The organism is Mesorhizobium sp. CA12 (assembly GCF_020165255.1).
Lineage (GTDB): Bacteria > Pseudomonadota > Alphaproteobacteria > Rhizobiales > Rhizobiaceae > Mesorhizobium.
The window spans coordinates 250,307-274,896 of the sequence record NZ_JAIUHT010000007.1 but is presented as its reverse complement, the minus strand read 5'-3'; the positions used below and the strand labels follow the sequence as shown (position 1 = coordinate 274,896).

Sequence of the window (24,590 nt, the reverse complement as noted above, 5' to 3'; positions counted from 1 at the left end):
GGCATGGACAACAGGGCGCGGGTCAGAGTCCGCCCCGGCTTCTTCAGCGACAGGCGCGGCAGCACGGCGATGGAATTCGCGATGCTGGCCATCCCGTTCGCGCTTCTCGTCTTCGCCATCCTCGAGAGCTGCATTTCTTTCGCCGGCCAGGAGGTGATGGCCAACGTCACCGACGACGTGGCCCGCCAGCTGCGGACCGGGCAGTTGCAGAAGTCGAACGTCACCGAAGCCTCCATCAAGCAGCTGATCTGCAGCAGGCTTGAGATCATGGTGGCCAAGGACTGCCCGGGATTGCTGGTCGATCTGCGCGAATATCCGAGTTTCGCCGACGCCGCCACGGCAGGCTTCAAGATCGTGGATGGAGACATCGTGCTTACACAGGGGACGAACTCGACGACCCCAACCGTCTCGCCCGGATTGGCAGAGTCCATCAACATGCTGCGGGTGTTCTACAAATGGCCGGTGATGACCGATTTCCTGGCCCAGTCGATGGCAAATCTGAAGGACAAGAAAACGCTGCATTTCGCATCGGTGACCTGGCAGAACGAACCGTTCGACGACAATTGAGACTGCTCGACGGCTAAGCCGCGGCGTGGAGGACTATATGCATAGTGCGGGGGCACTCCGGGGCATTTCGGCGAAGGTGAAGCGGTTTTGCCGCGATCGCCGCGGCATCGCGGCGATCGAGTTCGCGTTCATCGTGCCGGTGCTCCTGATCATGTATTTCATCACGATGGAGGCCTCGCAGGCCATCGAGACCGGCAAGAAGGTCAGCCGCATCGGCAGCATGGTTGCGGACCTCGTCACGCAGCAGCAGGCCGTCGTGAAGGCTAACGTCGATGCAATGATGAAGATCGGCATATCGACGCTTCGGCCCTACAATCGCTCAAGTCCAACGATCATCATCACGGGCATACAGATCTCCGACGAGGCGTCGCCGACAGTGAAGGTGGCGTGGTCGCGCAAGCTGGTGGGCAACACCTACAGCGTCGATGCCAGTCCCGGCGACACCACGACCGTCCCTTCGACGCTGAAAATCCGCAACACTTTCCTGGTCCGCGTGGAAAGCGACCTCGGCTATGTGCCCGTCATCGCCTGGAGCGAGAACAACAACCAGCAGAAGGCGCTTGGACTGTTGTCGACCTTCAGCCACATAAATATGAGCGAGACTTATTATCTCCGGCCTCGCCGGAGCCCAACGATCCCCTGCAGCGACTGCTGACGGTCAGTCCCGGCCGTCGGACGCCTGCCGCACAATGGCCGTGGCCATAGCGTAGTCCTTGGACGCCGCCGGCACAAAGCCACCGGTATGCGCGGCCTCCAGCAGATCATATATGTCGGGCGTCTGGGACTTGAGATTGGTCAGGAAGACCGTCAGCCGGCGCTTTGCCTCGGGATCGATATCGTTGCGGACGGCGTGCGGCCCGTAGCGCAAGAGGCCCGAGGTCCACAACACCCGAAGCGACGCCTCTGGGACGCCGGCAGCCTCCAGCCGCGCGACGGTGCCCCCGGAACGGGTGGATCGGCCGTCGGCATCGGCCGGTTCCCAGCCGAACAGGGCGTCCGCTTCGCCGCCGGCGAGCATCGTCTCGGCCGCAGTGGCTGAAGCGGCGCGCGCCAGGAAGGACGAACCCCGGGTGATGTTGACGCCTTCAGCCGGCAGCGCCGTCAGCGGCAGCAGCGCGCCGCCGACGTTTTCGGCCGGCGCTATCGCGATCCGGTGCGAAGCCATGGCGGCAAGGTCCGCAAGCCGGCCATCGCGCGTCACCAGGACGGAACGAATGCCGACGGCGCCGTCGGTATCGACCGGCGCCACCAGCGGCTCGACGCAGCCGCAGCGCTCCGAGGCCGTGGCATAGGCGAGAGCGGAATAGATCGCATATTGCACGCGCCCGCTCGCCTGCGCCTCGATCAGCGCCGCGTAGTCGCGCGCAACGACGAACTCGACCTTCATGCCGAGCGCATTGGCATAGGCGTCGGTCAGGCGCGCGAGCCCCGGGACGGTGTTGCCGCCGCCTGGTTCGGCAACGATGCCGATGCGGAACGTGCCGATGTCGCCACGCCAGTCGGCGCGTGCCGGCGAGAAGGCGGCACCTAAGGCCGCGAGAGCGGCCGCGCACATCTTCACGGCTTGCCTTGTCGCGGTTTTGCCGCGCCTTGCCATACCTGCCACGCTCCCGCCCGCATCCGCGCCTCGCCGCAACTATAGCGCCAAGCCGTTGCGGTTTGGTTTCCGATTTGCCAACGCCGCCGGGGAACCTTATGTCTGGCGATCAAGGCTCACAATAAAGATACCCATGGCGCGCGCGTTCCTGTTCGTTCTCGATTCTTTCGGCATCGGCGGCGCGGCCGACGCCGAACGCTATGGCGATAACGGCGCCGACACGTTCAGGCATATTTTTCAGGCTTGCGCCGATGGTCGTGCAGATCGGCAAGGTTTGCGCAAAGGGCCGCTCGCCGTGCCCAACATGATGTCGCTCGGACTTGGCCGGGCGGCGCAAACCGCGACGGGACTGAAAACCGATATCGACGCGCCGCCGGTCGCCTCGGCCTTTCATGGAGCCGCACAGGAAGTGTCGAGCGGCAAGGACACGCCCTCCGGCCACTGGGAGATCGCCGGCCTGCCGGTGCGTTTCGACTGGGGCTATTTCCCCGATACGGTGCCCGCCTTTCCGGCCGAACTGACCGACGCCATCATCCGCGAGGGCAAGCTGCCGGGTATCCTCGGCAACTGCCATGCACCCGGAACCGAGATCATCGAGCGGCTCGGCGAAGAGCATATCCGCACCGGCAAGCCGATCTGCTACACGTCGGTCGATTCCGTGCTGCAGATCGCCGCGCATGAGACGCATTTCGGCCTGGAGCGGCTTTATGAGCTTTGCCTCACGGTGCGTCGGCTGGTCGAGCCGCTCAAGATCGGGCGGGTGATCGCTCGGCCATTCGTGGGCGAGACGCCGGCCACGTTCCAGCGCACCCACAATCGCCGCGATTATGCGGTGCCGCCGCCGGAGCCGACCCTGCTCGACCGGCTGACCGGGCGCGGCAGCAGGGTCATCGCCGTCGGCAAGATCGGCGATATCTTCGCTCATCGCGGCATTTCGGAAGTGCGCAAGGCCGGCGGCAACATGGCAATGTTCGACAAGGCGCTCAGCGCGATGGACGATGCCGGCGACGGCGACCTGGTTTTTGCCAATTTTGTCGATTTCGATACCGAGTTCGGTCACCGGCGCGACGTCGCCGGCTATGCCGGAGCGCTCGAAGCGTTCGACCGCCGACTGCCGGAGGCGCTGTCGCGGATAAGGCCTGGCGACCTGCTCATCCTCACGGCCGATCATGGCAACGATCCGACCTGGCGCGGCACCGACCATACGCGCGAACGCATTCCGGTGATCGGTATCGGGCCGGGACTGACGGGCGGCGACATCGGGCTCAGGCCGACCTTCGCCGATATCGGCGAAACCGTCGCGGACCACCTCGGCCTGGCTGCCGGTCGCCACGGAACATCGTTCCTTGCGATGATAGGCGGCCATGCCTGAGCTGCCCGAAGTCGAGACCGTCCGGCGCGGGCTGCAGCCGGTCCTGGAAGGGGCGCGGCTCGTCAAGGTCAAGGCGCGCAGGCCCGACCTTCGCTTTCCTTTCCCCGAACGCTTTTCGGAACGGCTTGCCGGCAAGACCGTGACGGCGCTTGGCCGGCGCGCCAAATACCTGATGATGCATATCGAAAACGGTCCGGTTCTCATCTGCCATCTCGGCATGTCGGGGTCGTTCCGGATCGAAGCCGCGGAAAGCAGCGACGTCCCCGGCGCCTTCCACCACGAGCGACCGAAAAGCGCGGCGCACGACCATGTCGTGTTCGACGTCGTCTCTCCGAGTGACGAGCGCTCCCGCGTCATCTTCAACGACCCGCGCCGCTTCGGCTTCATGCTGTTTGCCGAAGGAGCGCCTGACACGCATCCGATGCTGGCGGGGCTCGGCATCGAGCCAACTGGCAACGCGCTCGACGGTCCCCTGCTCGCCTCGCTGTTGAAGGGTCGCAGATCGCCGCTCAAGGCAGCGCTGCTCGACCAGCGGCTGATCGCCGGACTCGGCAACATATACGTGGCTGAGGCCTTGTGGCGCGCCGGCCTCTCGCCGCTGCGCGAAGCCAGCACCATCGCCGGGTCGGCCAAGAAGGCGGAAGAGCAAAGCGCGCGCCTTGCCGAAGCGATCCGCTCGGTCATCGCCGATGCGATCGCCGCCGGCGGCTCCTCGCTGCGCGACTATGTCCAGGCCGACGGATCGCTCGGCTATTTCCAGCATTCCTTCGCAGTCTACGATCGCGAGGGGGAACCATGCCCGAAGCCGGGCTGCCGCGGCCACATCGAGCGCATCGTGCAAAGCGGCCGCTCGACCTTCTATTGCCGGACCTGTCAGCGGTAAGCTAGGAACGTATCGATCGTCCCACTGCCGCGGAAGGAAGCGAACCATGGCCTATGAAACCGTTATCGTGGAAACACGCGGCAAGGTCGGGCTGATCACGCTGAACCGGCCCAAGGCGCTCAATGCACTGAATTCGCAGGTCCTTGCGGAGGTCGTGGCGGCGGCGAGCGCGTTCGATGCCGATCCCGAGATCGGCGCGATGGTGCTTACAGGGTCGGAGAAGGCGTTTGCCGCCGGCGCCGACATCAAGGAAATGCAGGCGATGTCCTTCGCCGACGCCTACACGCAGGACTTCTTCGTCGGCTGGGAGGAATTCACGCGCACGCGCAAGCCCATCATCGCGGCGGTCGCGGGCTATGCGCTCGGCGGCGGCTGCGAATTGGCCATGATGTGCGATTTCATCATCGCCGGCGACAACGCCAAGTTCGGCCAGCCCGAAATCACGCTCGGCGTCATGCCGGGCATGGGCGGCTCGCAGCGGCTGACCCGATTCGTCGGCAAGTCGAAAGCGATGGACATGTGCCTGACCGGGCGGATGATGGACGCCGCCGAAGCCGAGCGCAGCGGACTGGTCTCGCGGGTGGTGCCGGTCGCCGAGCTCGCCGAGGAGGCGCTGAAGGCGGCGGCCAAGATCGCCGAGTTCTCGCTGCCGTCGGTCATGATGACCAAGGAGGTCGTCAACCGCGCCTACGAGACGACGCTCGCCGAAGGGCTGCGCTTCGAGCGCCGCCTGTTCCATTCGCTGTTCGCGCTCGACGATCAGAAGGAAGGCATGGCCGCGTTTGTGGAGAAGCGGAAGCCGAATTTCACCAACCGCTAGAGCATGATGCTGAATGACTGAAGGCGGGTCATGACGTGACGCGCTTTCAGTCTCCAAAAAGACCGCCAAGTGGCGTTGACGCGCCGGAAAAGCTGAACTATAAGCCGCACCAACCGAGGCGGCCTGTGGCTGCCCGTTTGTTTTTTGCGCCCTGCGGCACCCGCTGGCGCCCACCAGATCGGAAGAGAGGCATCATGGCCAACACGTCTTCGGCCAAAAAGGCAACGCGCAAGATCGCCCGCCGCGCGGCGATCAACAAGAACCGTCGCTCGCGTGTCCGCACCTATGTGCGCCAGGTCGAAGAGGCGCTGGCCGCCGGCGACAAGGCCGCGGCGGTGGCAGCCTTCAAGGCGGCGGAGCCTGAATTGATGCGCGCCGCCACCAAGGGCGTCGTTCATAAGAACACGGCTTCCCGCAAGGTTTCGCGGCTGGCCCAGCGGGTCAAGACGCTGTCGGCCTGACCGACTTAGTCCTTACTCCATCGATGTTGAACCCGGTCGCATAGACCGGGTTTTTTTCGTTTGCCGGCAAGTACTTAAAAAAATTGCTCGTGAGCAACGCTTGTGACGTGATTCCAACGCCAGTAATGTTTTGCCGGCATATTCAACGCCGCTGACAGCGGAACGCCCTCCCCGCGGCAACTGCCTAAATTTGCCTGGCAAAAAATCCAAAGTTTTTTCAAAGGCTTACAGCCGGTCGTCCACAGCTTGTTCAGCTCAAGGTCGAGCGGCGGGGGAGAAGTAGCTGTCAAGACAATTATTTCAGATTATTTCGTTTCGGGCCGCCTTTTTCATATTCGCCGGAAAAGGGTTTGAATCACAATGGCTTTGTCAAAACGTGCCGGCGCAGCTCCCGATTTCAAGCCCCGTCCGGTAACCAGATTCGTTAAAAAACCGTTAGATGTGGCCTTGCCCTATCCACAGCGATTTCGGTAATGTCCATCCATCGAAGGGACGGGCTCTAGCCCCTGACCCAGCCTGAATCGGCCAGCACAAAATGGCGGAATTCATGACGTGGAGCAATTCCGCGTACGGCTTGGTTTGTCTCTTCGGTGCGGGTAGGGGACTGGCGTAATTGTACATGGCAGTCGATGTCTCGCCGGCGTTTTCGCCGGAGGGTGAGGTATTGACTTGTCTTTGTCGGTGGCCGGCGTGCGGAGCCGGCAGCTGGTCCCTTGCGCGAGTTGCGACGATTGTTGCCGGCGGCGGCAATGGCATCGCGGCTGAATGAGGGTCGCCGGACCAAGGATGCAGGAGGCGCATCCCCGGCGGAAAAAGGGTACGAGAAGACAAAGGGACTTTGATCATGCAGAGCGGCATTGAAAGGGAGATAGCGGGCGAGCTCCCATTTCCAGCAACTTTTGTCGGAGGGGGCGACGTGGCGGTATCCAGCGACGCGGAACAGAAGTTCGAACGGGTCAAGGCCCAGCTGAAGGCGCGTCTTGGAGCCGAGGTCTATTCGAGCTGGTTCGGTCGCATGAAGGTCGCCGAGGCTTCCCGCGGCGTCGTTCGCATCTCCGTGCCTACAGCCTTCCTGCGGTCCTGGATCAACGGCCATTACCTCGAGCTTATCGCGGAGCTGTGGCGGCATGAGGATGCCGACGTCCTCAAGATCGAGATCGTCGTGCGCACCGCAACGCGCCAGGGGCGCAATCCTGTCGAGCCCGAGATCGCGCCGGCGCGCAAGATGACCAAGCAGACGCATACCGCGCTTGCCAACGGCACCGCGAGCGCCGGGCGTGTGGAGCAACGGGCGCCGGCGCCCCGCCAGGGCGTGTCAGCGGAACCGGAGTTCCGCCACAATGTGCTGGGGTCGCCGCTTGACCCGCGTTACACATTCTCCTCCTTCATCGAAGGGCCGTCGAACAGGGTGGCCTTTGCAGCGGCCAGGGCGGTGGCGGAATCGCAGTCCAGCGCGGTACGTTTCAACCCGCTTTTCCTGCACGCGACCGTTGGGCTCGGCAAGACGCACCTCCTGCAAGCGATCGCCGCGGAATCGCTGCGGCAAAACCCGAAGTCGCGCGTCGTCTACCTGACGGCGGAATATTTCATGTGGCGCTTTGCCACCGCGATCCGCGACAACAACGCGCTGACGCTGAAGGAGCAGCTGCGCGATATCGATCTCTTGATCATCGACGACATGCAGTTCTTGCAGGGCAAGTCGATCCAGCACGAATTCTGCCATCTCATCAACATGCTGCTCGACAGCGCCAAGCAGGTGGTGGTCGCGGCCGACCGTCCGCCCTCGGAACTGGAATCGCTGGAGCCGCGCGTGCGTTCGCGCCTCAATGGCGGCGTGGCGCTGGAGATGTCGGCGCCGGATTTCGCCATGCGGCTCGGCATGCTGAAACTGCGCCGCGCCAGCACCAAGACCGATGACACCTCGCTCGACATCTCGGACGAGATCCTGGAGCATGTCGCGCGCACGGTGACCGGCAGCGGGCGCGAGCTCGAAGGCGCCTTCAACCAGCTTCTGTTCCGCCAGTCCTTCGAGCCGCAGATCACTATCGACCGCATCGACGAGATCCTCGGCCACATCTACCGCTCCGGCGAGCCGAAGCGGGTGCGCATCGAGGACATCCAGCGCATCGTGGCGCGCCACTACAACGTGTCGAAGACCGAGCTTCTGTCCAATCGGCGCACGCGCACGATCGTCAAGCCGCGGCAAGTTGCGATGTATCTGTCGAAAGTGATGACACCGCGCTCATTGCCGGAGATCGGGCGGCGGTTCGGCGGCCGCGACCACACGACCGTGCTGCATGCCGTGCGCAAGATCGAGGACCTTTCGGGCGGGGACAACACGCTGGCGCAGGAACTGGAACTGCTCAGAAGGCTGATCAACGACCAGGCCTGAAGGAGCGCACAAACAGCCGGCGGCACGCTTCGCCGGCTTTATCCCCAGAAAGCCCGCGCCGCCGGTCGGAACCGGCGCCGCGGGCTTGCGTTTGCAGGCTTTTTACTGTCAGCTTACGGAGATTCTGAAAGCCTTTCAGAGCTTTCACGGGATGCCGCCTGCCGGTGACCTGTTCATTCTTGAAGCGAGCCTGTTTCGTCATGCGTGTTATCCTGGAACGGTCAAATCTCTTGAAGTCCCTCAACCACGTCCACCGCGTGGTCGAGCGGCGCAACACCATACCGATCCTGTCCAACGTGCTGCTCAGCGCCGAGGGCGCCAGCCTCGAGATGAAGGCGACCGACCTCGACCTCGAAGTGACGGAGGCAACGCCCGCCAAAGTCGAGCGCGGCGGCGCGACGACGGTGCCGGCGCATCTGCTCTACGACATCGTGCGCAAGCTTTCCGACGGCGCGGAGGTGATGCTGAAGACGGACGAGGACGGCAACGCGATGACCGTCACCTCCGGTCGTTCGAGCTTCCGCCTGCAGTGCCTGCCGCAATCCGACTTCCCGGAGCTTTCGGCCGGTTCGTTCTCGCATATCTTCCGGCTGGAATCGGCGGCGCTCAAAGGGCTGATCGACAAGACGCAATTCGCCATCTCCACCGAAGAGACGCGCTATTATCTCAACGGCATCTTCCTGCACACGCATGAGGTCGGCGGCAAATTGAAGCTGCGCTCGGTGGCGACCGACGGGCACCGCCTGGCGCGGGCCGAGATCGACGCGCCGGCAGGCTCCGAAGGCATGCCCGGCATCATCATTCCGCGCAAGACGGTGAGCGAGCTGCAGAAGCTGGTCGACGATCCCGACGTGGCGGTGACCACGGAGCTGTCGGACACCAAGATCCGCTTTACCATCGGCAGCGTCGTTTTGACCTCGAAGCTGATCGACGGCACCTTCCCCGATTATCAGCGCGTCATTCCGACCGGCAACGACAAGAAGCTGATCATCGACCGGCAGAGCTTCGCTGCGGCGGTGGACCGCGTTTCGACCATTTCCTCCGAACGCGGCCGGGCGGTGAAGCTTTCGATCAATGACGGCCAGGTGACGCTCGCAGTCAACAATCCGGATTCGGGCAGCGCCACCGAGGAACTGGCGGCCGACTACTCGTCGGACCCGATCGAGATCGGCTTCAACGCCAAATATCTGCTCGACGTCGCGGCCCAGCTCACCGGCACGGAGGCGAAATTCATGCTGGCCGATGCCGGCTCGCCGACGCTGATCCACGACATGGCCGACGAGACCGCGCTCTACGTGCTGATGCCAATGCGGGTCTAGGCTCAGTCACCTTGACGCAATTCCGGACGGAAAACCGCTGTGCACTTTTCCTGGAATTGCGCCTTTGTCTTTCGCAATTCCGGACGGAAAACCGCTGTGCACTTTTCCTGGAATTGCTCTGACGGACCTGATGTGTCGCCGTGAACTCGGATGCGAAACAGCTTCGGCAGCAGAGCTATGTAAGTAAGCTTATACTTACGAATTTTCGCAATTACGCGACGCTGTCGCTCGAGCTCGCGCCCGGCGCGGTGGTGCTGTCAGGCGACAATGGCGCCGGCAAGACCAATCTCTTGGAAGCGATCTCGTTCCTGACGCCCGGCCGCGGCCTGCGCCGCGCGCCCTATGGCGATGTGGCGCGCGAAGGCGGCGATGGCGGCTTCGCCTTGCATGCGCGCATTGAGGGGCCGGGAGGCCAGGTCGAGATCGGCACCGGAATTTCCGGCGGAGACGCCGCCGGCGAAGGCGGCAGGAAGGTACGGATCAACGGCGCGCCGGCGCGATCGGCGGAGGATATGCTGGAATGGCTGCGGGTCGTGTGGCTGACGCCGGCGATGGACGGGCTGTTTCCAGGGCCGGCGGCGGACCGCCGCCGCTTCCTCGACCGGCTGGTGCTGGCGATCGATCCCGGGCATGGCCAGCGCGCGCTCGACTATGAGAAAGCCATGCGCGGCCGTAACCGCCTGCTTACCGAAGGCTCCCGCGACGGCGCCTGGTTCGACGCGATCGAGACGCAGATGGCCGAGACCGGGGTGGCGATCGCCGCGGCGCGGGCCGAGCTGATAAGGCTGCTTGCCGCCATGATCGACAGATTGCCTGGCAGCGGACCGTTTCCGCAGGCTGACATCAGCCTTGCCGGCGACCTGGAGAGCGAGGTCGCCGCCGCGCCGGCCGTCGATGTCGAGGAGCGCTTCCGCCGCGCGCTTGCCAATGGCCGCGAGCGCGATCGTGCCGCCGGCCGCACGCTGGACGGCCCGCATCGCTCCGATCTCGTGGTGCGGCACCGGCCGAAGTCGATGCCGGCCGAGCTTTGTTCGACCGGCGAGCAGAAGGCGCTGCTGGTCGGCATCGTGCTGTCGCATGCCAGGCTGACCGGCGAGATGTCGGGCCTGACGCCGATCCTTCTGCTGGACGAGATCGCCGCGCATCTCGACGCGGGCCGGCGCGCGGCGCTGTTTTCCATCCTGGAAGAGCTGAACTGTCAGGCCTTCATGACCGGCACCGATGCCGCCCTATTCTCCAGCCTTGCCGGCCGCGCGCAGTTCCTGACCGTCGAGCACGGCAACGTCGAGCCGACCGGCTGACCTTTGAAGCGAGTTCTGCACCTGCGTATATGCGACAAGGCCGCGCCTTGCGCTTACTGACAAGGCCTCGCCACGGCGATATGGTCCAGCCATGACCGACGCCGCCCTCACCGACGAAGAGCTCGAACGCTACGCTCGCCATATCGTGCTGCCGGAGATCGGCGGGCCGGGCCAGCAGAAGCTGAAACGGGCACGGGTGCTGGTGATCGGTGCCGGCGGGCTCGGCGCGCCGGTGCTCGAATATCTTGCCGCCGCCGGCGTCGGCACGCTCGGCGTCGTCGATGACGACACCGTCTCCTTGTCCAACCTGCAACGGCAGGTGATCCATGGCAGCGACAGGGTCGGCATGGCCAAGACCGACAGCGCACGGGAAGCGATCATGCGCATCAATCCCAACGTCACGGTGGAATCGCACCGCCTGAGGTTGACGGAGGAGAATGCCCCTGCCCTCGTCGCCCGCTACGATATCGTCGTCGACGGCTCCGACAATTTTGAAACGCGCTACGCCGTCGCCGATGCCTGCGCGGGCGAGAAGAAACCCCTCGTCACGGCGGCCGTCGGGCGCTTCGACGGCTCGGTGACGGTGCTGAAGCCGTTCGAGGCTGGCGCCGACGGCAAGCGCAATCCAAGCTATCGCGACCTGTTTCCGGAAGCCCCGACCGAAGGGCTGGTGCCGTCCTGCGCCGTCGCCGGCATCGTCGGCGCGCTGACGGGCGTCATCGGCACGCTGGAGGCGATGGAGGCGATCAAGCTGATCGCTGGCATAGGCGAGCCGCTGATCGGCCGGCTGCTGCTCTATGACGGGCTCACGGCCCGCTTCGACACTATCCGCTACAAGGCCGTCTGAGCGCATGGACCAGAACGTCGGCATCTCCATAACCGGCCTTCCAGCGGATTTCGATCGGTGGGACGACCTGCTCGCGCTGATCCGGCGCGCCTTCGCCTATATGGACGGCGTCATCGACCCGCCCTCCTCGGCGCATCTTTTGACCGCCGAGGCGCTTGCCGCGAAGGCGAAGCGGGAGACGGGGTTTCTGGCCGTCGAGAACGGCCGCATCGTCGGCTGCGTCTTCGCCCTGGAACGGGCGCGGGACTTCTATGTTGGCAAGCTCGCGGTCGAGCCACGGCTGCAGGGCCAAGGCATCGGAACCCGGCTGATGCGGGCGGCGGAGGATCTTGCCCGCAAGCGCGGCATGGACGCCATCGAGCTTCAGACCCGTATCGAACTGACCGCAAACCATGCAGCCTTCACCCAGCTCGGCTTCCGCGAGACCGAGCGCACGGCGCATGCGGGCTATGACAGGCCGACCTCCATCACCATGCGCAAGGTGCTGTCTTGAGCCTGGTCCTCAGCCCGGAAGAACGGGCGATCGCCGCCGGCCGGGACGGCGCGGGCATGGCGATGCGCATCGTCGCCGAAAGCGCCCGGCTGCTCGGCGCGCCTCGGCTCATCCCGATCGCCTCCACCCATATCGACGGCGCGCTTTACCACGGCGATTCCGGCACGCTGTTCGCTGAAAGACTGATCGAAGGCGGTGCGAAGGTCGCGGTGCGCTCGACGCTCAATGTCGGGGCGCTCGACCTGATGGGCTGCTCGCGCATCCGCCTCGAGGAGCCGCAGCGCGGCATGGCACGGCGGATGATGGAGGCCTATCGCAAGCTGGGCTGCGAGCAGAGCTGGACCTGCGCCCCCTACCAGGCCGGACACAGGCCCGCGCTCGGCAGCGATGTCGCCTGGGGGGAGTCCAACGCGGTCGTCTTCTGCAATTCGGTGCTGGGCGCGCGCACCAACCGCTATGGCGATTTCCTGGACATTGCCTGCGCTATCACTGCCAGAGCGCCTGACTACGGCCTGCATCGGGCGGAGAACCGCCGCGCGCGGCTCATTTTCGATGTCTCGGGCCTGTCGCCGTCCTTCCTTGCCTCGGAGATCGCCTGGCCGGTGCTGGGCAGCCTCTATGGCCGCGAGGTGGGCAACGCCATCGCCGTCGTCACCGGCGTGACGGATAATCCCGGCGAAGACGCGCTGAAAGCCTTCGGCGCGGCGGCCGCATCGTCCGGCGCGGTCGGCCTGTTCCACATTGCCGGCGTGACGCCCGAGGCTCCAGACGCCGAAGCCATTCTGGCCGGGCCAGAGCCGGAAGCGGTGATCCGCGTGACGCCCGCCATGGTGGCGACGGCCCGTGCCGGCCTGTCGACCGCGGCCGCGACCAAGACCATCGATGCGGTGGCGATCGGCAGCCCGCATCTGTCGCACGCGGAGTTCGACTACCTGGAGCGGCTGATCGCCGGACGGCGGCTCGCGGTGCCGATCTACGCCTGCACCGGCCGCCATGCGCTTGCCCTGCTGGAGCAGAACGGCCGGCGGAAGCGGCTTGAAGCCAGCGGCGTCATTGTCGTCGCCGACACCTGCGTGGTGGTGACGCCGATCATGCCGGACCTTGCCGGCGGCGTTTTGATGACCAATTCGGGCAAGTTCGCGCATTACGCGCCGGGCAACACCGGCTATGCGGTGCTCTACGCCTCGCTCGCCGACTGCGTCGAAAGCGCGGTCCTCGGCAAGCCGGTCTTCACGGATATCGCGGCATGAGCGCGAGGGCCGAAATCCTGGTGCCGGGCAAGGCGGGCGAAGGCGACGCGCTGGTGCTGACGGCGCCGATCAGCTTCTGGGGCGGCGTCGACCTCAGGACCGGGCGTATCGCCGACGTTCGCCACCCGCAACATGGCGAAGTCATCGCCGGCCGGGTTCTGTTCCTGCCGGGCACGATCGGCTCGTCATCCGCTTCGGCGGTGCTGATGGAGCTCGTCCACAACGGCCGCGCACCGGCCGCCCTGGTGCTGCACGAGCCGGACGCCATCCTGCTGCTCGGCCTGATCGTAGCCCGGGAAATGGGCTGGGAAACGCCGATGGCGGTGAGGCTCGAACGCGGCGCGTTCGACAGCTACCGCGGAGCCGCCGTCACGGTCGCTTCGGACGGCGCAGTGACCGCCGCCGTCTAAAGCTTTTTCAGGTCCTGAGCGGCAGGACACGATCCGGCGGACGGTGGCCATCGAAGAAGGCGCGGATGTTGATGATCACCTTCTCGCCCATGTCGATGCGGCCCTCGAGCGTGGCCGAGCCCATATGTGGCAAAAGCACCACCTTGCCCTTGGCGGCGAGCTTCAACAGCTTGCTGTTCAGCGCCGGCTCATGCTCGTAGACGTCGAGGCCGGCGCCGGCGATCTTGCCGTCGTGGATGAGCTTGATCAGCGATTCCTCGTCGATGATATCGCCGCGCGCGGTGTTGACGAGGTAGGCCGAAGGCTGCATCAGCGCGAGCCGACGGCCGGACAAAAGGTGGAACGTCGCCGGCGTCGATGGGCAATTGACCGAGATGATGTCCATGCGGGCCAGCATCTGGTCGAGGCTTTCCCAGTAGGTCGCCTCCAGTTCCTCCTCGACCGCCGGCAGCACGCGGTGCCGGTTGTGATAGTGGATCGACAGGCCGAAGGCCTTGGCCCGCCTGGCGACCGCCGTGCCGATGCGGCCCATGCCGACGATGCCGAGACGTTTGCCCCAGATGCGCCGGCCGAGCATCCAGGTCGGCGACCAGCCGGCCCATTTCTTGTCACCCGTCAGCACATTGGCGCCTTCGGCCAGCCTGCGCGGCACGGCGAGCATCAGCGCCATGGTCATGTCGGCGGTGTCTTCGGTGAGCACGTTCGGCGTGTTGGTGACGGTGATGCCTTTCTTGGCGGCCGCCGCGACGTCGATCTTGTCGACGCCGTTGCCGAAATTCGCGATCAGCTTGAGGTTCTCGCCGGCCTGGGCGATGAGCGCGGCATCGATATGGTCGGTGATGGTGGGGACCAGCACATCGGCTTCCTTGACCGCCGCGACCAGCTCCGGCTGCGTCATCGGCCGGTCCTCGACATTCAGCCTCGCGTCGAACAGCTCGCGCATACGCGTTTCGACCGGATCGGGCAGCTTGCGCGTGATGACGACGAGGGGCCGTTTTTTGCCTGCCATTTTATCCCCGAAGCTTCTTCGATCAGGATGACGTTTCGTCGAATCGTCATCCTGATCCTACTCTTTGTAGGAGCATGATCTTTTCCGAAAACCGGTTCCCACTTTTCGGGATCATGCTCTCGAAACCGATCTCGTTGAGACCTCTTTAACCAAGACCGGCGAAACTTGCAGCCAGTCGCGGCATCAGTCCACTCCTGTAACAAGCGGTGCCGCCGAAGACAAAGAAAAAGGGGCGCTCATCCGCACGGACCGGCGCCGAAAGGAACGAAAGTGTCTGGTTTCGCGTCGCTTCGCCTGGCCTTCAGTGCAGCCATTCTTGGCGCCCTGCTTTGCGCGCCGCAGGCATTCGCGCAAAGCGCGGCCGCGCCGGCGCAAACCATAACGCTTGGCCCGAGCGGGCTGCCGCTGCCGCGTTTCGTCAGCCTCAAGCCGGCCCGGGTCAACTCGCGCGTCGGCCCCGGCGCCAATTATTCCGTCAACTGGATGTATCTGAAGGCCGGCCTGCCGATGGAAGTCATCCAGGAATTCGACACATGGCGCCGCGTGCGCGATGCCGACGGCTCGGAAGGCTGGATCAACCAGTCGCTGCTCTCCGGCCGCCGCACCGCGATCGTTGCGCCCTGGCAGCGCGGCAAGGGCGGGCGAATCAACCTTCTCGACGAGCCCGATAAGGATGCGGGTGTCATCGCCATCATCGAGCCGGGCGTGATCGGCTCGATCAAGAAATGCGACGGTCAATGGTGCGAGATGACCTTCGACGGCCATACCGGCTGGATGGCGCAGTCGCAGGTGTGGGGCGCCTATCCCGGCGAGAAGGTCAAGAACTAGGCTGTGTCGATATTCAGGTGAGGCCGGTCTGCGAATGCCGGCTTTCTGCGCTTCCGGTGCTCACGTACTTTAAGTACGCTCCGCTCCGGTTCTCGAAAACCGCCATTCTCGACTCGGCCTGACCTGAATCTCAACACAGCCTAACTGGACACACCGTCCTGCTGGCGGCCGGTGCGGCCGAGATGCGTATCCTGAAAACCGGTAGGCAGCTTGAGCCCGTAGCCGAGGGCACGGTCGATGGCGATGTGCGCGATCCAGATCAGCGCCACGGCGGTGGTGATCGGGCCGGCGAGCAACGCGCCCGCAAGCAGCAGAACGAGCGGGGCGATCAGGATATGCAAGGCGTTGTAGGTGACGGCGCCGACGCTTGGCCCGGCGAGGTAGCCCATAATCGACAGGTCCGGCGCGAGGATGAGCAGCGCAAACAGCCACCAGGAAAAGCCGGAGATTGCATAGCAAACGATAGCCAACGCGGCGACGGTGATCCATTCAAACCGGACAATCCAATCGACGGGCCGCGTCACCACGGATCAGTTGCCGCGCTTCGGGCGAAGCCTCACGACGATGTCGACATTGGCGATCTCCATGCCTTCCGGAGGCGCCGGCAGGTTGGAGACGGTCACCGGTCCGCTTTCGATATCGAAAATCCGGTTCTCGCCCTCGACGTAGAAGTGATGGTGGTCGGAGGTGTTGGTGTCGAAATAGGTTTTCGAACCTTCGACCGCCAGGATGCGCAGCAGTCCGGCCTGGGTGAACTGGTGGAGCGCGTTATAGACCGTCGCCAGCGAAACCGGCACGCCGGCGGCGATCGCCTCTTCGTGCAGTTCCTCGGCCGAAAGGTGGCGGTCGCCCTTGGCGAAAAGCAGGTCGGCCAGCGCAATGCGCTGGCGCGTCGGCCTCAGGCCGGCTTCGCGAACCCGCTTGTCCACAGCGACATTTTCCTTCCTGTAGCCCGAATCCATCTCTTCGCGTCGAAGCTTTGCTGCCCAGCCCACCAACAGGTCCAGAATGGCAAAAAGACGTCAAAAGCCAAAACCGGACATCAGCCGACATATATTCTGTAGTCCGAATGCGATCAATAGCGCGCATTGACCCGGGCAGGCGCACGGGTTAAGCGCAAACGCCGGTTTCCGGCCGCAAACAGAGTGTGTTAGGAAACCAACGAGAAGGGCGCCCTGCCGCCCGCTAAAGAACACGGGGACAGAAATTTGATGGCGGATCAAAAGTCCAGCTACGATTACGAGGAACTGCTTGCCTGCGCCCGCGGCGAGCTGTTCGGCCCGGGCAATGCCCAACTGCCCTATCCACCGATGCTGATGTTCGACCGCATAACCGAGATCAGCGAGACCGGCGGCGCTTTCGACAAGGGCTTCATCCGCGCCGAGTTCGACATCAAGCCGGACCTGTGGTTCTTCGCCTGCCACTTCATCGGCAACCCGATCATGCCGGGCTGCCTCGGCCTCGACGCCATGTGGCAGTTGACCGGCTTCTATCTCGGCTGGCTGGGCGAACCGGGCAAGGGCATGGCGCTTTCGACCGGCGAGGTGAAGTTCAAGGGCATGGTGACGCCGTCGGTGAAGAAGGTCGAATATGGCATCGACTTCAAGCGCGTGATGCGCGGCCGCCTGGTGCTCGGCATCGCCGATGGGTGGCTCAAGGCGGATGGCGAACCCATATATGCGGCTACGGATCTGAAGGTCGGCCTGTCCAAGCAGCCGGCCGCCTGACCGTTTTCCGCCACGGCGCCCGCGTAGCCAACGGATGCCACGTCAGTTTGTTTGCGTATGATCAAGGGCGAAGCCGGTTAGGTCTTTCGCCCGAATACGCGGGAAGGAGTTGCGAATGAGACGGGTCGTAGTGACAGGGCTCGGCATTGTGTCCTCGATCGGCAACAATGCCAATGAGGTGCAGAGCTCGCTTTACGATGCAAAATCAGGCATCAGCTTTTCCAATTCCTTCGCCGAACACGGCTTCCGCTGCCAGGTCTGGGGCGCGCCGACGCTCGATCCCACCCCGATGATCGACCGCCGCGCCATGCGCTTCCTGAGCCAAGGCGCCGCCTGGAATCACGTCGCCATGGACCAAGCGATCGCCGATGCCGGCTTAAGCGAAGGCGACATCACCAATGAGCGGACCGGCATCGTGATGGGTTCCGGCGGGCCCTCGACCCGCACCATCGTCGAAGCGGCCGAAACCACGATCAAGAACAACAGCCCCAAGCGTATCGGCCCGTTCGCCGTGCCGAAAGCCATGTCATCGACGGCGTCGGCCACCTTGGCCACATGGTTCAAGATCCACGGCGTCAATTATTCGATCTCGTCGGCCTGCTCGACCTCCGCGCATTGCATAGGCAATGCCTATGAGCTCATCCAGTGGGGCAAGCAGGACGTGATGTTTGCCGGCGGCCACGAGGACCTTGACTGGACCATGTCTGACCTGTTCGACGCCATGGGCGCCATGTCGTCGAAGTTCAACGACAACGCATCGGCCGCTTCGCGCGCCTATGACGCCAACCGCGACGGTTTCGTCATCGCCGGCGGCGCCGGCGTGCTGGTGCTGGAGGAACTGGAGCACGCCAAGGCGCGCGGCGCCAAGATCTACGCCGAGGTCGTCGGGTACGGCGCGACTTCCGACGGCTACGACATGGTCGCACCTTCGGGGGAAGGCGCGATCCGCTGCATGCGCCAGGCGCTTGCCACGGTGTCTTCGCCGGTTGACTACATCAACACCCACGGCACCTCGACGCCGGTCGGCGATTCCAAGGAAATGGGCGCCATCCGCGAGGTGTTCGGCGACAAGATGCCTTACATCACCTCGACCAAATCGCTCACCGGCCATTCGCTGGGCGCAGCCGGCGTGCAGGAATCGATCTATTCGATCCTGATGATGCAGGGCGGTTTCATCGGCGAGAGCGCCCATATCGAGGAGCTCGATCCGGAATTCGAGGGCATGCCGATCGTGCGCAAGCGTATCGACGACGCCAGGATCGACACCGTCCTGTCCAACTCCTTCGGTTTCGGCGGCACCAACGCAACGCTGATTTTCCAGCGCTATTCCGCATAAGACCAGCGTTTTTCATAAGGATTGCCAGGCATGGAAGGGTTGATGAAGGGCAAGCGCGGGCTTGTCATGGGTGTTGCCAACGACCATTCGATTGCCTGGGGCATCGCCAAGAAGCTGTCGGAACATGGGGCCGAGCTCGCCTTCACCTATCAGGGCGACGCCTTCGGGCGGCGGGTCAAGCCGCTTGCCGAGAAAGTTGGAGCCTCGCTGATCGTGCCCTGCGATGTCGAGGACAGCGCCTCGGTCAGCGCGACCTTCGAGACCCTCGGCAAGGCCTGGGGCGGGCTGGATTTCGTGGTGCACGCCATCGGCTTTTCCGACAAGAACGAGCTGAAGGGCCTTTACGCCGACACCAGCCGCGACAACTTCGTGCGCACCATGGTGATCTCCTGCTATTCCTTCACCGAGATCGCCCGCAACGCCGCCGCGTTGATGGGCAATGGCGGCTCGATGATCACGCTCACCTATGCCGGCTCGGTCAGAGTGATGCCGAACTACAACGTCATGGGCGTCGCCAAGGCCGGGCTGGAAGCCAGCGTGCGCTACCTGGCCAACGACTACGGCCCGCGCGGCATCAGGGTGAACGGCATCTCGGCCGGGCCGGTGCGGACGCTGGCCGGCTCCGGCGTGTCCGATGCCCGCCACATGTTCTCCTACCAGCAGCGCAATTCGCCTTTGCGGCGCACCGTGACCATCGACGAAGTCGGCGGCTCGGCGCTTTACCTGCTTTCCGATCTGTCGTCGGGCGTCACCGGTGAAATCCACTATGTCGATTCCGGCTATCATATCGTTTCGATGCCGGCACTGGAGGAATTGAAGCAGAACGACGGCACGCGGGAATAGTTCGCGGCGGCGACAGTTGCGCTCCAGTAAAATTGGATTCATCGGCGGAAACTCATTTTAAGGAGATATCCGCTATAAGGCCCCGCAATCTGGGGACAATGCATGCCTGCAGTCAGCAATCCCAAACGGACTCCGCTGTTCCGGCTGATCACTATCGCCAGCTCGGGCATGGGCAGTTTCATCCTTGGACTGTGGGGGCTGAGGTTCGGCTTCGGCGACGGCATGGCCGGCATGCCGGCCGAAACGATGGCGGGCGTCATTGCCGCTCTCTGCGCCCTTGCCGCCGGCGGAGCAGCACTCTCGTTCTTTGCCGGGGTCGACGAATCGGTGGCCTATGTCTTCAAGGAAACCCATTTCGACAAGCTGACCGGCCTTTTGTCGCGCCAGGCCATGGTCGGCAAGATAGCCGAGGCCGCCTCCGGGACGATCCGAACCGGCGAGCCGGTATTCTTGATCGACATCGATATCGACCGTTTCAAGCACATCAACGACGCCATCGGCTACAGCCAGGGCGACGAACTGATCTGCGCCTTCACCAGCAGGCTGACGGAGAATATGCCGGAGGATGCGGTGATCGGCCGTATCGGCGCCGGCGAATTTGCGGTGCTTTTGCCGGACCGCCAGATCAGGGGCTCGATCGAGCGGCTGATCGAGAAGCTCATCAACGAGATGATGGAGCCCTATCAGCTGCAGACGCATCTGCAGTCGGTCAGCCTGTCGGTCGGCATCGTGGCGATGCCAAAGGACGGCGTCGACCCGGTCCTGGTCCTGCGCCGCTCGAACCTGGCGCTGCAGAACGCGCGCGCCAGCGGCATCGGCAACTGGTCTGTCTTCAACGCCGAGATGGGCCGCGTTGCGGACTATCGGCAATGGATCGAGTCGGAGCTGAAGACCGCTTTCGACCGAGGCGACTTCAGTCTTCACTACCAGCCGCAGCTCGACCTGCCGAGCGGCCGCATCGTCGGTTATGAGGCGCTGATCCGCTGGAAGCACCCGGAGCGCGGCATGATCCCGCCGATGGAATTCATTCCGATCGCCGAGGAAACCGGCATGATCAATCCGATCGGCGAGTGGGTGCTGCGCAAGGCCTGCAGCGACGCCCGGTACCTGCCGGAGGAATGCTTCGTCGCCGTCAACATCTCGCCTGTCCAGTTCATGACCAGGGATTTCGTCGGCATCGTGCGGGAGGTGATGGAATCGACCGGCATCAAGCCCTCGCGGCTGGAACTCGAGGTCACCGAGACGGCGATGATGCAGGACCGCGACCGCGCCGCAGCCATCCTGGAACAGCTTGCCGAGATGGGTATCTCTGTGGCCGTCGACGATTTCGGCACAGGCTATTCCAATTTGAGCTACCTGATCGATTTCTCCTTCGGCAAGCTGAAGATCGACCGTTCCTTCGTCAGCCGCATCGACACCGATTCCAGCTCCGGCGCGATTGTTTCGACCATTGTCGGCCTGTCGCGGGCGCTGGGCGTGGGCATCATCGCCGAAGGCGTCGAGACCGAGAACCAGGCCACCCTGCTCCGAGCGGCCGGCTGCGAGGTTGTGCAGGGTTATCTGTTCGGCCGGCCGGCGCCGCTCAAGGTCGAGCTTGGCGAAGCGCGGTCCGCCTTCGGCACGCACGAGCCGGCCCGCATCGTCAGCCTGCAATAGAACAAGCATTCTTCCCGCCGCAATTGTGGATCCAAGGCTACGGCGAAGGCGCCGAATCCACCCCGCTGCACGCTTTTCCTTGATTGCTTCAGCGGCGCGCCGAAAACACCTTGAACATGCCGTCGCGGGCGATCTCGGTATGGCTGGCGAAGGCCGCCGAGAGCGCCTGTTCGTAAGGAAGCTGGCGGTTGGCGACCATGAACAGGCGGCCGCCCGGTTTCAACGCCTTCGACGCGGCGCGGATCATGCCGGCGCCGATCTCCGGCTCGGACGCGCGGCCGCGGTGAAAGGGTGGGTTCATGACGATCGCGTCGTAGCGCCGTTCGACCGTCTCGGTGAGCAGATCGGTCCAGAAGAAACGCGGCTCGATGGCGCCGCCGTGGACGTTCAACCTGGCTGCTTCCACGGCCTCAAAATCCGCTTCGTAGAGATCGACTGCGGTGAGGCCTTGTGAGCGCTGCAGGACTTCCACCGCCAGATAACCCCAGCCGGCGCAGAAATCAGCGACATTGCCTTTGAGATCGTCAGGCAGGTTCGCGGCCAGCAGTTTCGAACCGGCATCGATCCGATCGAAGGAGAACATGCCAGGCCTGGTCTTGAAACCGCCTTCGATGATCAAATCGGGGTTGCCGGCGCGCAGCGTCGCGGCTGTCTCCGCGCCGGTTCGCTTGAACCAGAAGGCAACGCCGTGATGCTTCGGCAAATGGCCTTCGAGCGGCACCAGGGCGTTGATCCGTTTGCGCAGGCTGTCGATGCCGTCCTCCTTGCCGCCGGCAACGACGACCAGCCCGCCTGGCTTGACGCGCTCTATCGCCTCGGCGACACGCTGCTCGTTCTGGCCGCGATGGCGGCCCGCAAGCATCAACGCCAGGTCGAAGCCGGTATCCTCAGCGCGCGGCGTGACCGCGTAGCTGGACGCCTGCAGCGTTCGAAAATGTGGCCGAAAGCCTTGCACGAGATGCAGCGCCGCCTCGAAGCCGGCGGGCAAGCGGAAGCCGGGCTCGGCGCCGAGAAACAGGACACGGGCATCCTTTCGCGGCAAAGGCAGCGCCTCGGCCTCGAACGGGTAGAACAGCGTCTTCAGCGGCTCCGCGGCCATTCACCTTGCTCCGTAGAACTCTTTGCAGTGCCCTGAAACAAAACGGGCGCGACCTCGCGGCGCGCCCGTCTTAAATTATCCGGTCAAACCGATCAGGCGGCGTCTTCCTCGCCGTCCGACTTCTTCTTGTCCTGGACGATTTCCTTGCCGGTCGCCTGGTCGACGACCTTCATCGACAGGCGGACCTTGCCGCGCTCGTCGAAGCCCATCAACTTGACCCAAACCTTGTCGCCTTCCTTGACGACGTCCGAGGTCTTGGCGACGCGCTCATTGGCGAGCTGCGAGATATGGACGAGACCGTCGCGCGGGCCGAAGAAATTGACGAACGCGCCGAAGTCGGCCGTCTTGACGACGGTGCCTTCATAGATCTCGCCGACTTCCGGCTCGGCGACGATGGTGTGGATCCACTTTTTCGCCGCTTCGATCTCCTTGGCGTTCGCCGAAGCGATCTTGACCGTGCCGTCGTCCTCGATGTTGATCTTGGCGCCGGTCTTCTCGACGATCTCGCGAATCACCTTGCCGCCGGAACCGATGACGTCGCGGATCTTGTCGGTCGGGATATGCATGACCTCGATGCGCGGCGCGAATTCGCCGAGCTCGGCGCGGGCGCCGGACAGCGCATGCGCCATCTCGCCGAGAATATGCAGGCGGCCGTCCTTGGCCTGGGCAAGCGCGATGCCCATGATCTCCTCGGTGATGCCATCGATTTTGATGTCCATCTGCAGCGAGGTGACGCCGTTGGCGGTGCCGGCGACCTTGAAGTCCATGTCGCCGAGGTGGTCCTCGTCACCGAGGATGTCGGAGAGCACCGCAAAGCGCTCACCTTCCTTGATCAGGCCCATGGCGATGCCGGCGACCGGCTTTGCCAGCGGCACGCCGGCATCCATCAGCGCCAGCGAGGTGCCGCAGACGGTCGCCATCGAGGACGAGCCGTTGGACTCGGTGATCTCCGAAACGACGCGCAGCGTGTAGGGGAACTGGTCCGCGCTCGGCAGCATCGGCCGGATGGCGCGCCAGGCGAGCTTGCCGTGGCCGATCTCGCGGCGGCCCGGCGAACCCATGCGGCCGGTCTCGCCGACGGAATAGGGCGGGAAGTTGTAGTGAAGGAGGAACTTCTCCTTGTACATGCCGGTCAGCGAATCGACATACTGCTCGTCCTCGCCGGTGCCGAGCGTGGCAACGACCAGCGCCTGGGTTTCGCCGCGTGTGAACAGCGCCGAACCATGGGTGCGCGCCAGGACGCCGACTTCGGAGACGATCTTGCGGACCGTCTTCAGGTCGCGGCCGTCAATGCGCGAGCCGGTGTCGAGGATATTCCAGCGCACGACCTTGGCCTGGAGTTCCTTGAACACCGAGCCGATCTGCTCGGAGGTGTATTTGGCCTCTTCGCCTTCGGCCGGCGCAAACGCGGCCTTGACCTTCGACTTGACGGCGTCGACGGCGGCATAGCGCTTCTGCTTGTCGGTGATCTTATAGGCCTCGCGAAGCTCGTCGCCGACGATCTTCAGCATCTCGGCTTCAAGCGCGGAATAATCCGGCGCCGTGAAGTCGCGCGGCTCCTTGGCGGCGACCTCGGCCAGCTTGATGATCGCGTCGATCACAGGCTGGAAGCTCTTGTGGCCGAACACGACGGCACCGAGCATCAGTTCCTCGGAGAGTTCCTTGGCCTCGGATTCGACCATAAGCACGGCGTCGCCGGTGCCGGCGACGACGAGGTCGAGCTTGGATTCCTGCATTTCGTCGATATGCGGGTTAAGCACATATTCGCCGTTTATGTAGCCGACGCGGGCGCCGCCGATCGGGCCCATGAAGGGCACGCCGGAAAGCGTGAGCGCAGCGGAGGTGGCCACGATCGACAGGATATCGGGATCGTTCTCGAGATCATGCTGGACGACGGTGACGACGATCTGGGTGTCGTTCTTGTAGCCGTCGGCGAAAAGCGGGCGGATCGGGCGGTCGATCAGGCGGGAAACCAGCGTTTCCTTTTCGCTCGGGCGGCCCTCACGCTTGAAGTAGCCGCCCGGGATCTTGCCGGCGGCGTAGGTCTTTTCCTGGTAATTGACGGTAAGCGGGAAGAAATCGAGGCCGGGCTTCGGCTCCTTCATCGAAACGACGGTGGCGAGAACGACGGTCTCGCCATAGGTGGCGAGCACCGCGCCGTCAGCCTGGCGTGCAATCTTGCCGGTTTCCAGGATGAGCGGACGGCCGCCCCATTCGATTTCCACTTTGTGTTGATTGAACATGTCTTGTCCTTCATATGCGGAAAGGGCCGCGCCGTCCTAACGGTCACGGGTTCTCCCTTTCCTGGCTTCCTTCGGGCAGCCACGGGCAAGACAACGGGAAGCTCGTAGGTCCGGCTCATAAGCCGAGCGAGCATCCT

25 protein-coding genes are annotated in these 24,590 nt (G+C 64.0%); 18 read left to right on the top strand and 7 right to left on the bottom strand.

What is annotated here, in order from left to right; translation table 11 throughout:
- Positions 1-3: 3 nt before the first annotated feature.
- Complete coding sequence (locus LB520_RS14685) at positions 4-567, top strand: TadE/TadG family type IV pilus assembly protein (RefSeq protein ID WP_224637974.1); 564 nt, start codon at positions 4-6, stop codon at positions 565-567.
- Positions 568-604: 37 nt separating this feature from the next.
- Positions 605-1,222 (top strand): TadE/TadG family type IV pilus assembly protein, encoded by a 618-nt coding sequence (locus tag LB520_RS14680; protein WP_224637954.1) that lies wholly within the window; start codon positions 605-607, stop codon positions 1,220-1,222.
- Between the two features lie 3 nt (positions 1,223-1,225).
- Here the strand turns inward: LB520_RS14680 and LB520_RS14675 are convergent, their stop codons facing one another.
- Positions 1,226-2,122, bottom strand: a complete 897-nt coding sequence (locus tag LB520_RS14675; RefSeq protein WP_224637953.1) for a phosphate/phosphite/phosphonate ABC transporter substrate-binding protein — start codon at positions 2,120-2,122, stop codon at positions 1,226-1,228.
- 175 nt (positions 2,123-2,297) lie between these two features.
- Between LB520_RS14675 and LB520_RS14670 the strand changes: the two genes are divergently transcribed.
- From LB520_RS14670 to dnaA, 5 genes are all read left to right on the top strand, one after another.
- Entirely contained in the window at positions 2,298-3,536 is a 1,239-nt protein-coding gene (locus LB520_RS14670) for a phosphopentomutase (protein WP_224637952.1), read from the top strand.
- Positions 3,529-4,419 (top strand): bifunctional DNA-formamidopyrimidine glycosylase/DNA-(apurinic or apyrimidinic site) lyase, encoded by an 891-nt coding sequence (gene mutM / locus LB520_RS14665; protein WP_224637951.1) that lies wholly within the window; start codon positions 3,529-3,531, stop codon positions 4,417-4,419. Before LB520_RS14670 ends, mutM begins: the two co-directional genes overlap by 8 nt.
- 46 nt (positions 4,420-4,465) lie before the next feature.
- The gene (locus LB520_RS14660; protein WP_224637950.1) at positions 4,466-5,239 is read left to right on the top strand and encodes an enoyl-CoA hydratase; all 774 of its coding nucleotides are present in this window, start codon (positions 4,466-4,468) and stop codon (positions 5,237-5,239) included.
- 194 nt (positions 5,240-5,433) lie between these two features.
- Entirely contained in the window at positions 5,434-5,700 is a 267-nt protein-coding gene (gene rpsT / locus LB520_RS14655; protein WP_095765940.1) for a 30S ribosomal protein S20, read from the top strand.
- Between the two features lie 844 nt (positions 5,701-6,544).
- A complete protein-coding gene (gene dnaA, locus LB520_RS14650; protein WP_095765941.1) occupies positions 6,545-8,092 on the top strand; it encodes a chromosomal replication initiator protein DnaA in 1,548 nt (515 codons plus the stop codon).
- Here dnaA and LB520_RS14645 read toward each other — a convergent pair.
- Positions 8,076-8,294, bottom strand: coding sequence for a hypothetical protein (locus tag LB520_RS14645; protein ID WP_224602952.1), 219 nt, complete (start codon positions 8,292-8,294; stop codon positions 8,076-8,078). The genes dnaA and LB520_RS14645 overlap by 17 nt on opposite strands.
- On the opposite strand from LB520_RS14645, the gene dnaN reads away from it, so the two are divergent.
- The 6 genes from dnaN to LB520_RS14615 all read left to right on the top strand — a co-directional run bounded on the left by dnaN (position 8,293) and on the right by LB520_RS14615 (position 13,712).
- Positions 8,293-9,411 (top strand): DNA polymerase III subunit beta, encoded by a 1,119-nt coding sequence (gene dnaN / locus LB520_RS14640; protein ID WP_095765942.1) that lies wholly within the window; start codon positions 8,293-8,295, stop codon positions 9,409-9,411. The two genes, LB520_RS14645 and dnaN, sit on opposite strands and share 2 nt — an antisense overlap.
- 140 nt (positions 9,412-9,551) lie before the next feature.
- Positions 9,552-10,712, top strand: coding sequence for a DNA replication/repair protein RecF (gene recF / locus LB520_RS14635; protein ID WP_224637949.1), 1,161 nt, complete (start codon positions 9,552-9,554; stop codon positions 10,710-10,712).
- Positions 10,713-10,803: 91 nt separating this feature from the next.
- On the top strand, positions 10,804-11,559 hold the full coding sequence (locus LB520_RS14630; RefSeq protein ID WP_224637948.1) for a molybdopterin-synthase adenylyltransferase MoeB: 756 nt from the start codon (positions 10,804-10,806) through the stop codon (positions 11,557-11,559).
- Positions 11,560-11,563: 4 nt separating this feature from the next.
- Positions 11,564-12,052, top strand: coding sequence for a GNAT family N-acetyltransferase (locus LB520_RS14625; protein WP_224637947.1), 489 nt, complete (start codon positions 11,564-11,566; stop codon positions 12,050-12,052).
- A complete protein-coding gene (locus LB520_RS14620) occupies positions 12,049-13,302 on the top strand; it encodes an aconitase X (RefSeq protein ID WP_224637946.1) in 1,254 nt (417 codons plus the stop codon). The genes LB520_RS14625 and LB520_RS14620 overlap by 4 nt, the downstream gene beginning before the upstream one ends.
- Positions 13,299-13,712: an aconitase X swivel domain-containing protein gene (locus LB520_RS14615; RefSeq protein WP_224637945.1), complete on the top strand. Its 414-nt coding sequence runs from the start codon at positions 13,299-13,301 to the stop codon at positions 13,710-13,712. Before LB520_RS14620 ends, LB520_RS14615 begins: the two co-directional genes overlap by 4 nt.
- 7 nt (positions 13,713-13,719) lie before the next feature.
- Here the strand turns inward: LB520_RS14615 and LB520_RS14610 are convergent, their stop codons facing one another.
- The gene (locus LB520_RS14610) at positions 13,720-14,721 is read right to left on the bottom strand and encodes a 2-hydroxyacid dehydrogenase (protein WP_140546041.1); all 1,002 of its coding nucleotides are present in this window, start codon (positions 14,719-14,721) and stop codon (positions 13,720-13,722) included.
- Positions 14,722-14,991: 270 nt separating this feature from the next.
- Between LB520_RS14610 and LB520_RS14605 the strand changes: the two genes are divergently transcribed.
- Complete coding sequence (locus LB520_RS14605; protein ID WP_095765950.1) at positions 14,992-15,549, top strand: SH3 domain-containing protein; 558 nt, start codon at positions 14,992-14,994, stop codon at positions 15,547-15,549.
- A gap of 140 nt (positions 15,550-15,689) precedes the next feature.
- On the opposite strand, the gene LB520_RS14600 is transcribed toward LB520_RS14605, so the two are convergent.
- Together LB520_RS14600 and irrA are read right to left on the bottom strand one after the other, a co-directional pair.
- Positions 15,690-16,073, bottom strand: coding sequence for a DUF4260 domain-containing protein (locus LB520_RS14600; protein ID WP_224637973.1), 384 nt, complete (start codon positions 16,071-16,073; stop codon positions 15,690-15,692).
- Between the two features lie 6 nt (positions 16,074-16,079).
- A complete protein-coding gene (gene irrA / locus LB520_RS14595) occupies positions 16,080-16,511 on the bottom strand; it encodes an iron response transcriptional regulator IrrA (protein ID WP_095766194.1) in 432 nt (143 codons plus the stop codon).
- 249 nt (positions 16,512-16,760) lie between these two features.
- Between irrA and fabA the strand changes: the two genes are divergently transcribed.
- The 4 genes from fabA (at position 16,761) to LB520_RS14575 (ending at position 21,111) form a co-directional block, all read left to right on the top strand.
- Positions 16,761-17,276, top strand: a complete 516-nt coding sequence (gene fabA / locus LB520_RS14590; protein WP_140845655.1) for a 3-hydroxyacyl-[acyl-carrier-protein] dehydratase FabA — start codon at positions 16,761-16,763, stop codon at positions 17,274-17,276.
- 115 nt (positions 17,277-17,391) lie between these two features.
- Complete coding sequence (gene fabB, locus LB520_RS14585) at positions 17,392-18,612, top strand: beta-ketoacyl-ACP synthase I (protein WP_224630421.1); 1,221 nt, start codon at positions 17,392-17,394, stop codon at positions 18,610-18,612.
- 30 nt (positions 18,613-18,642) lie between these two features.
- The gene (gene fabI / locus LB520_RS14580; RefSeq protein ID WP_224631224.1) at positions 18,643-19,455 is read left to right on the top strand and encodes an enoyl-ACP reductase FabI; all 813 of its coding nucleotides are present in this window, start codon (positions 18,643-18,645) and stop codon (positions 19,453-19,455) included.
- A gap of 102 nt (positions 19,456-19,557) precedes the next feature.
- The gene (locus tag LB520_RS14575; RefSeq protein WP_224637944.1) at positions 19,558-21,111 is read left to right on the top strand and encodes a putative bifunctional diguanylate cyclase/phosphodiesterase; all 1,554 of its coding nucleotides are present in this window, start codon (positions 19,558-19,560) and stop codon (positions 21,109-21,111) included.
- An 88-nt stretch (positions 21,112-21,199) separates the two neighbouring features.
- Here LB520_RS14575 and LB520_RS14570 read toward each other — a convergent pair whose 3' ends face one another.
- Together LB520_RS14570 and pnp are read right to left on the bottom strand one after the other, a co-directional pair.
- On the bottom strand, positions 21,200-22,210 hold the full coding sequence (locus LB520_RS14570) for a class I SAM-dependent methyltransferase (protein WP_224637943.1): 1,011 nt from the start codon (positions 22,208-22,210) through the stop codon (positions 21,200-21,202).
- 92 nt (positions 22,211-22,302) lie between these two features.
- Positions 22,303-24,453 (bottom strand): polyribonucleotide nucleotidyltransferase, encoded by a 2,151-nt coding sequence (pnp, locus tag LB520_RS14565; RefSeq protein WP_095765957.1) that lies wholly within the window; start codon positions 24,451-24,453, stop codon positions 22,303-22,305.
- Positions 24,454-24,590 lie beyond the last annotated feature (137 nt).

Bases quoted from the DNA above. Each gene is read 5' to 3' on its own strand.
- LB520_RS14675 (WP_224637953.1), bottom strand. From the start codon at position 2,122: ATGTGCGCGGCCGCTCTCGCGGCCTTAGGTGCCGCCTTCTCGCCGGCA.
- LB520_RS14685 (WP_224637974.1), top strand. From the start codon at position 4: ATGGACAACAGGGCGCGGGTCAGAGTCCGCCCCGGCTTCTTCAGCGAC.
- irrA (WP_095766194.1), bottom strand. From the start codon at position 16,511: ATGGATTCGGGCTACAGGAAGGAAAATGTCGCTGTGGACAAGCGGGTT.
- LB520_RS14670 (WP_224637952.1), top strand. From the start codon at position 2,298: ATGGCGCGCGCGTTCCTGTTCGTTCTCGATTCTTTCGGCATCGGCGGC.
- pnp (WP_095765957.1), bottom strand. From the start codon at position 24,453: ATGTTCAATCAACACAAAGTGGAAATCGAATGGGGCGGCCGTCCGCTC.
- LB520_RS14625 (WP_224637947.1), top strand. From the start codon at position 11,564: ATGGACCAGAACGTCGGCATCTCCATAACCGGCCTTCCAGCGGATTTC.
- LB520_RS14645 (WP_224602952.1), bottom strand. From the start codon at position 8,294: ATGACGAAACAGGCTCGCTTCAAGAATGAACAGGTCACCGGCAGGCGG.
- LB520_RS14570 (WP_224637943.1), bottom strand. From the start codon at position 22,210: ATGGCCGCGGAGCCGCTGAAGACGCTGTTCTACCCGTTCGAGGCCGAG.
- LB520_RS14660 (WP_224637950.1), top strand. From the start codon at position 4,466: ATGGCCTATGAAACCGTTATCGTGGAAACACGCGGCAAGGTCGGGCTG.
- mutM (WP_224637951.1), top strand. From the start codon at position 3,529: ATGCCTGAGCTGCCCGAAGTCGAGACCGTCCGGCGCGGGCTGCAGCCG.
- dnaN (WP_095765942.1), top strand. From the start codon at position 8,293: ATGCGTGTTATCCTGGAACGGTCAAATCTCTTGAAGTCCCTCAACCAC.
- fabI (WP_224631224.1), top strand. From the start codon at position 18,643: ATGGAAGGGTTGATGAAGGGCAAGCGCGGGCTTGTCATGGGTGTTGCC.
- LB520_RS14630 (WP_224637948.1), top strand. From the start codon at position 10,804: ATGACCGACGCCGCCCTCACCGACGAAGAGCTCGAACGCTACGCTCGC.
- dnaA (WP_095765941.1), top strand. From the start codon at position 6,545: ATGCAGAGCGGCATTGAAAGGGAGATAGCGGGCGAGCTCCCATTTCCA.
- fabA (WP_140845655.1), top strand. From the start codon at position 16,761: ATGGCGGATCAAAAGTCCAGCTACGATTACGAGGAACTGCTTGCCTGC.
- LB520_RS14575 (WP_224637944.1), top strand. From the start codon at position 19,558: ATGCCTGCAGTCAGCAATCCCAAACGGACTCCGCTGTTCCGGCTGATC.
- rpsT (WP_095765940.1), top strand. From the start codon at position 5,434: ATGGCCAACACGTCTTCGGCCAAAAAGGCAACGCGCAAGATCGCCCGC.
- fabB (WP_224630421.1), top strand. From the start codon at position 17,392: ATGAGACGGGTCGTAGTGACAGGGCTCGGCATTGTGTCCTCGATCGGC.
- LB520_RS14680 (WP_224637954.1), top strand. From the start codon at position 605: ATGCATAGTGCGGGGGCACTCCGGGGCATTTCGGCGAAGGTGAAGCGG.
- LB520_RS14615 (WP_224637945.1), top strand. From the start codon at position 13,299: ATGAGCGCGAGGGCCGAAATCCTGGTGCCGGGCAAGGCGGGCGAAGGC.
- LB520_RS14610 (WP_140546041.1), bottom strand. From the start codon at position 14,721: ATGGCAGGCAAAAAACGGCCCCTCGTCGTCATCACGCGCAAGCTGCCC.